General features: G+C 76.5%; 4 protein-coding genes. 3 read left to right on the top strand and 1 reads right to left on the bottom strand.

Going from position 1 to position 4620, the window contains the following annotated elements; translation table 11 throughout:
* Positions 1 to 159 precede the first annotated feature (159 nt).
* Genes ACIQOV_RS28545 through ACIQOV_RS28535 form a run of 3 tightly spaced genes read left to right on the top strand, consistent with a single transcriptional unit; the run spans position 160 to position 2988 of the window.
* On the top strand, positions 160 to 723 hold the full coding sequence (locus ACIQOV_RS28545; RefSeq protein WP_401053333.1) for a helix-turn-helix domain-containing protein: 564 nt from the start codon (positions 160 to 162) through the stop codon (positions 721 to 723).
* The gene (locus ACIQOV_RS28540; RefSeq protein ID WP_401053331.1) at positions 720 to 2264 is read left to right on the top strand and encodes an MFS transporter; all 1545 of its coding nucleotides are present in this window, start codon (positions 720 to 722) and stop codon (positions 2262 to 2264) included. Before ACIQOV_RS28545 ends, ACIQOV_RS28540 begins: the two co-directional genes overlap by 4 nt.
* Before the next feature lie 28 nt (positions 2265 to 2292).
* Positions 2293 to 2988, top strand: coding sequence for an alpha/beta fold hydrolase (locus tag ACIQOV_RS28535; RefSeq protein WP_401053329.1), 696 nt, complete (start codon positions 2293 to 2295; stop codon positions 2986 to 2988).
* 56 nt (positions 2989 to 3044) lie between these two features.
* Here ACIQOV_RS28535 and ACIQOV_RS28530 read toward each other — a convergent pair whose 3' ends face one another.
* Positions 3045 to 4493: a DUF2252 domain-containing protein gene (locus tag ACIQOV_RS28530; RefSeq protein ID WP_401053327.1), complete on the bottom strand. Its 1449-nt coding sequence runs from the start codon at positions 4491 to 4493 to the stop codon at positions 3045 to 3047.
* Between the last annotated feature and the right edge of the window lie 127 nt (positions 4494 to 4620).

Raw genomic sequence — 4620 nt, 5'->3', positions numbered from 1 at the left:
CCCCAGGGGTGCGCCACCCGCCACTCGCCGCCCGCCCCGCCCCCTGGCCGCCGTCCCGGCTGCGCTGGCCGGCCGGAGTCGTGAACCGTGAGCCGGGAGCCGGGAGCCGGGAGCCGGGAGCCGGTGAGATGATCTCAGATCCGGGATAGCATCGCGAATATGGGAATCGACACGGCCGCCGACGAGCGGCTGGCGCAACGGCTCGCCGAGCTGAGGCTGGAACGCGGATGGACCCTGGAGGAGTTGGCGCGGCTGGCGGACGTCAGCCGCTCGACGCTGTCCCGGGTGGAACGGGCGGAGGTCAGTCCGACGGCCGCGCTGCTCGGTCGGCTGTGCGCCGTGTACGGGCGGACCATGTCGCGGCTGCTCGCCGAGGTGGAGTCCGGCCCGGCCCGGCTGGTGCGGGCCGGGGAGCAGCAGGTCTGGCGGGACGGGACGACCGGGTTCGTCCGCCGGTCGGTCTCGCCGCCGCACGGCTCGCTGCGGGCGGAGATCATCGAGGGCCGGCTGCCGGCCGGCGCGGACATCGCCTACGACCGCGCCTGTACGCCAGGCCGGGAGCACCACCTGTGGCTGTTCGAGGGGAACCTGGAGCTGACCGTGGACGGCGAGCCGCAGCCGCTCGGCCCCGGCGACTGCCTGCGCCACGTCGGCGTCACCAGCCGCTTCCGCAGCCTCGGCCCGGGCGAGGCCCGATACGCGCTGGTGGTGGTCGAGCCGTGAGCGCCGCCGCCGACCCGATAGCCGGGGAGCCCGGGAAGCCCGAGGACAGCGGGGAGGCCGAGGACGGCAGGAAGCCCGGAGGATCCGGAAAGCCCAAGGAGCGCTTCGACGCCGCCGGGCGCCGGATCCTGCTGGTCTGCGTCGCGGGCGGCTTCACCACGCTGCTCGACCAGTCCGTCCTCAACACCTCCATCCCCGCCCTGCGCGAGACCCTGCACGCCGGGCCCGCCGACCTCCAGTGGATCGTCGCCGGCTACTCGCTGGCCTTCGGCCTCGCGCTGATCCCCGGCGGGCGGCTGGGCGACGTCAAGGGCCGCAAGTGGTTCTTCGTCACCGGCCTCGCCCTGTTCACCCTGGTCAGCCTGGTCTCCGCGACCGCCACCGAGCCCGGGGTGCTGATCGCCGCCCGGCTGCTCCAGGGCGCGGGCGCCGGCCTGGTCAACTCCCAGATGATCGGCACCCTCCAGGACGTCTTCGACGGCCAGCTGCGGGCCCGCGCCCTCGGCATGTACGCCGTCACCGGCGGCCTCGCCTTCGCGCTCGGCCCGCCGATCGGCGGCGCCGTGCTGGCCCTGGCCGGCCCCGAGAACGGCTGGCGGCTGACCTTCCTGCTCAACGTCCCCTTCGGCCTGGCCACCGTCGCCCTGGCGGCCCGCCACCTGCCGAAGCCCCGCCCCAGCGCGCGCGACGCCAACCTCGACCTCCTCGGCCTGCTGCTGGTCGGGGCGCTCACCCTCGCCCTGATGCTGCCCTTCGTCCGGCCGCCCGGCTGGACCGGCTGGCTCGCCTTCGCGGCCACCGCCCTGCTGCTGCTCGGCGCGCTCGCCTGGTGGCAGCGCCGCTACGCCCGGGCCGGCGGCCGGCCGCTGATCCACCCGGCCCTCACCCGCTCCGCGCCGTACGCGCTCGGGACGGCCACCGCGATGGCCCAGTTCGGCTCCTCGCTCGCGGCCTCGCTGGTCCTGACCATGTTCCTGCAGGACGGCCTCGGCCTGTCCCCGATGGGCGCCGCGCTGGTCGCGCTGCCCTCCGCCGTGGCCATGGGCACGGCCTCCGCGCTCGCCTGGCGGGTCGTCCAGCGCTACGGCCGGCGCACCGTCACCGCCGGGATGGTCGGCTCGGCGCTCGCCATGCTGCTCAGCGGGCTGCTCGCGCACTGGGCGCCCGCCGCCGTCCTGCCCTGGCTGCTGGCGCTGCTGCAACTGCTCGGCGGCGCCGCGGTCGGACTGATGGGCTCCACCAACCAGGCGTTCGTGCTGCGCCACGCGCCCGCCGAGGCGGCCGGGGTGAGCGGGGCGATCCTGCAGATGGCGCAGCGGATCGCGGCGGCCGTCGCGATCTCGGCCCTGTCCGGCGTCTACCTGCGGGAGACCGCCGGCGGCGGCGGGCACCGCTCGGCCTTCCTGACGGCGAGCACGGTGTGCGCCGCGGTGGCCGGACTCGCCGTCCTCGCCTCGGTGCTCGCCGGCCGCGCCGCGGCCCGCGAGCAGCGCGAGGGCGAGCGGGTCGCGATCCGCCGAGGGCGAACGCCGGTCCGCTAGCCGGTGGTCCGTGCGTACCGTGGCGGGCATGACCGACGCCGTACGGAACCGGACCGTGGACCTGCCCGGGGTGACGCTCGCCTACCGGGAGAGCGGACGCCCCGGCGGCCCTCCCCTCGTCCTGCTGCACGCCCTCGGCGAACGCGCCGCCGACTGGGCACCCGTCCTGCCCGGGCTCGCCCCCGGCCACCACGTGTACGCGCTCGACCTGCGCGGCCACGGCGGCAGCTCCCGCACCGCCGCCTACTCGCTGGAGGCGATGCGGGACGACGTGCTGGCCTTCCTCGACGCCCTCGGACTCGCCCGCGTCGACCTGGTCGGCCACTCGATGGGCGGCGCCGTCGCCTACCTGCTCGCCCAGGCCGCGCCGGAGCGGATCGACCGGCTGGTCCTGGAGGACATCCCCGCGCTGTACCCGCGCCCGGCGAGCGGGCTGCCCGAGGATCCGGACCCGGACGTGCACTTCGACTGGGCGATGGTCCGGGCCGTCAGGGCCCAGCTCGACGACCCCGACCCGGCCTGGCGGGCGGGGCTGGCGAGGATCACGGCCCGCACCCTGGCGGTGGCCGGCGGCCCGGCCAGCCACATCCCGCAGGAGCGGATCGCCGAACTCGCCCGGCTGATCCCGGACTGCCGCCTGGTCACCGTCGAGGCCGGGCACCTGGTGCACGGTGCCCGGCCCGCCGAGTTCGTCGCCGCGGTGGCGCCGTTCCTGGCCCGCTGAGCCGCCGGCCCGGTGAGCCGCCGGCCCGGTGAGCCGCGAGGCCGCGGCCGGGCGGGTCAGACGCCGTGCTCGACGGGCAGCCGCCCGTTGCGCACCGCCGTCAGCAGGTCGGCGTGGTCGGCCTCGGTGCGGTCCGCGTAGGCGACCGCGAAGGCGGCGACCGCCTCGTCCAGCGTCTCGCCCTTGCCGCAGTACCCGGCCAGCAGGCCCGGGTCGGCGGTGTGGGAGTGCGCCCGGGCCAGCAGGGCGCCGGTGATCCGGGCGTAGTCGTCCAGCTGGGACGGCCGCAGGGCGGCCGGGTCGACGCTGCCCTTGCGGTTGCGGAACTGCCGCACCTGGTAGGGGAGTCCGTCGACCGTGGTCCAGCCCAGCAGGGTGTCGCTCACCACCTGCATGTGCTTCTGCCCGAGCACCACCCGGCGGCCCTCGTGCCCGTCCGGCACGGACCGCGGCCCGGCCGGCAGGTACGGCAAAAGCGCGGAGGGACGCGCCTCCTTCACCTGCAGCACCAGCGGCTGGTCCCGGTGGTCGGTGAGCAGCACCACGTACGAGCGGGTGCCCACGCTGCCGGTGCCCACCACCCGGAACGCCACGTCCTGCACCCGGTAGCGGGACAGCAGGGTGCGCACCTCGGCCGGCACCGTCTCGACGTACGGGCCGAGCGCGTGCGCGACGGCGCGGGCGGTCGCGTCGGTCACCTCGGTGAGCACCGGGGGAGCGGCCGTGAAGCGCCAACCGCCGTCCGCGGTACGGGCGGTGCTGCGGGCGGCGAACCGCGCGCTGGTGTTGCCGAGCGCCTTCGCGCCGACCTTGCGCAGCACCTCGGCGAGGTCGTGCGCCTCGGCGAAGGAGACCAGCTGCTCGTCCGCGATGGCGTTCCAGGCGTCCAGCCCGGGGAGTTTGGCGAGCGTGCGCACCGTCCGGCGGTAGGAGCCGGCCGCGTGCTGGGCGGCCTCGCGCGCGGTGCTCTCGCTCGCCCCGGCCTCGCGGGCGGCCAGCACCAGGCTGGCGGCCAGCCGCTTGAGGTCCCACTCCCAGGGGCCGGGGACGGTCTCGTCGAAGTCGTTGATGTCCAGCACGATCTGGCCGCGGGCGTCGCCGTACAGACCGAAGTTGGCGGCGTGCGCGTCCCCGCACAGCTGCGCGCCGACCCCGGTCACCGGGGTGCCCGCGAGGTCGGCGGCCATCAGCCCGGCCGACCCGCGCAGGAACGCGAACGGGCTCGCGGCCATCCGGCCGACCCGGATCGGTACCAGCCGGGCTATTCGGCCCGTGTTGGAGGTCTCCAGCGCGGACACGGCGGTCGGCCGGTCGGGCGCGGGCGCGAACTCCGCGTGCCGCTCCCGGGGCAACGTTGCCCGCAACTCCTTGCCGCGCTCCCGCGCCCTCCCGTCCTGCGCCGGGGCGAACCCGGCCACCGCGAACCCGCGCCGGGTCCGCTCGTCCCGCCCCGCCGCCGGCCCCGACCGATCCTCGGCCGCCTCGGCCCCACCCACGTGCGCCACGTGTCCCGCCCGTCCCTTCCGGTCCTCATCCCGCCCGCGACCTGCGCGGACGTTCGTCGGGGGGAGTGACGTGCGGCGTCGCGCGGTGGTTCCGGGGGAAGGGGGTCCGGTTGCGGGTCGCGTCGAT

The sequence above is a fragment of the Kitasatospora sp. NPDC091257 genome, assembly GCF_044757675.1.
Taxonomy (GTDB): Bacteria; Actinomycetota; Actinomycetes; order Streptomycetales; family Streptomycetaceae; genus Kitasatospora; species Kitasatospora lactacystinica.
The sequence above is the reverse complement of the archived record's forward strand: the minus strand, read 5'-3'. Positions and strand labels throughout refer to the sequence as shown.

Coding starts and splice junctions, on each gene's coding strand:
- ACIQOV_RS28535 (WP_401053329.1), top strand. CDS start 2,293: ATGACCGACGCCGTACGGAACCGGACCGTGGACCTGCCCGGGGTGACG.
- ACIQOV_RS28545 (WP_401053333.1), top strand. CDS start 160: ATGGGAATCGACACGGCCGCCGACGAGCGGCTGGCGCAACGGCTCGCC.